1 protein-coding gene and 1 pseudogene are annotated in these 1,750 nt (G+C 65.7%); both read left to right on the top strand.

Going from position 1 to position 1,750, the window contains the following annotated elements:
• Positions 1 to 427, top strand: a pseudogene (locus Q7U29_RS13545) (MoxR family ATPase); the annotation flags it as partial.
• A partial coding sequence (locus Q7U29_RS13540) for a VWA domain-containing protein (RefSeq protein WP_304742190.1) occupies positions 427 to 1,750 on the top strand: 1,324 nt, incomplete at its 3' end. The pseudogene Q7U29_RS13545 and the gene Q7U29_RS13540, both read left to right, overlap by 1 nt.

Raw genomic sequence — 1,750 nt, 5'->3', positions numbered from 1 at the left:
GATCCCCGAACTCGGCACCGTCACGGCGATCGTGAAGCCGACGGTGATTCTGACCTCCAACGGCGAGCGCGACCTCTCGGACGCGCTGAAGCGCCGCTGCCTGCATCTGCATATCGGCTTTCCCGAGCAGAAGCTGGAGGAACGCATCGTCGAAAGCCGCGTTCCCGGCATCTCCGCGACGCTGCGCAAGCAGATCGTCGGCTTCATCAACCAGGTCCGCGCACTGGACCTGAAGAAGCTGCCCTCGGTCAGCGAGACCATCGACTGGGCGCGCGTGCTGGTGTTGCTGCAGTCGAGCGAACTGGATCATGAGACCGTCAAGGACACGCTCAACGTGCTGCTGAAATACGAGGCCGACATCGAAACCACGATCCCGCAGGTGTCGGGCTTCGTCGCCAAGGCCGGCCGCCACGGCGTGTTCGGCTGATGCGCGAGGAACTGCATCGGTTCTTCCGGGCGGCGCGCGGCGCCGGCGTTCGGGTGAGCCCCGCGGAAAGCATCGATGCCATGAAGGCGGTGGCCGATGTCGGGTTTGCCGAGCGCGGCATCCTGCGCGACACGCTGCTACTGACGCTGGCCAAGAGCCTGGAGGAAAAGCAGGCGCTCGGCGATTGCTTCGATCTGTTCTTCAGCCAGCCCGAGGTGCCGGAAGAGACTGGGCCGGAGGACGGTGCCGACAGCAAGGGCATGGATTCCTCGCAAGGCGAGAACGAGCCGGGAGGTTCTGATACGCCAACACCGGAGCTCGGCGATCTCGCGCAGATGCTGATGTCGCGCGACCGTAACGCGATCGCAGCCGCGATGGCGGCGGCGTCGAATGCCGCCTCGCTGTCCGATATCCGCTATTTCACCCAGCGCGGCATCTTCTCGTCGCGAATTCTCGAACAACTCGGCATCGAGCGCTTGCGCGACGACCTCGACGCGCTGACGGCGACCAATCCCGGTGACGCCGAACGGCTGGCGGCCGCCCTCGAAGCGCTGCGCGAAAACGTGCGCGAGGTCGTCAACCAGGCGCTGGTGCTGTACGGCCGCGAGGAGACCGAGAACTTGCGCAACGAGATCCTGCGCAACGCGCCGCTGGCGCGGCTCGAACGCCGCCAGGTCGAGCAGATGAAGGCCCTGATCCGCGCCATCGCGCGGCGGCTGCGCGAGCGCTACTCCAAGCCGCGCAAGCGCCAGCGCCGCGGCCATCTCGACACGCGAAAGACGCTGCGGCGCAACGCCGCCTGGGGCGGCGTGCCGTTCCTCACCTCCTGGAAACGCCGCCACCGCGACCGCCCGAAGATCGTCGCGATCTGCGATGTCTCGGGATCGGTGGCGCAGGTGTCCGACTTCTTCCTGCTCTTGATCCACAGCCTGCACGAGGTGGTGGACGACGTGCGCTCGTTCGCGTTCTCCGGCCATTTGATCGAGGTCTCCGACATCCTCGACACCAGATCGCCGGAGGAGGCGATGAGCGAAATCATGTCGAAAGTCGGTTTCGGGTCGTCCGACTATGGCGGCTCGTTCAAGGATTTCGAGAAGGATTTCATGCGCAGCGTGACGCCGAAGACGACGGTGATCGTGCTCGGCGACGCCCGCACCAACAGCCTCGATCCGCGCGCCGACATCCTTCGCACCATCTCGGAGCGATCCAAACGGCTGGTCTGGCTCAACCCCGAGGGGCGGATGGCCTGGGGCTGGGGCGATTCCGAAATGCCGCGCTATTCCGCCTTCTGCACCGTGGTGCGGCAGTGCTCGACGGCAAAAC

The sequence above is a fragment of the Bradyrhizobium sp. genome (assembly GCF_030654605.1).
Classification (GTDB): Bacteria; Pseudomonadota; Alphaproteobacteria; order Rhizobiales; family Xanthobacteraceae; genus Bradyrhizobium.
The sequence above is the reverse complement of the archived record's forward strand: the minus strand, read 5'-3'. Positions and strand labels throughout refer to the sequence as shown.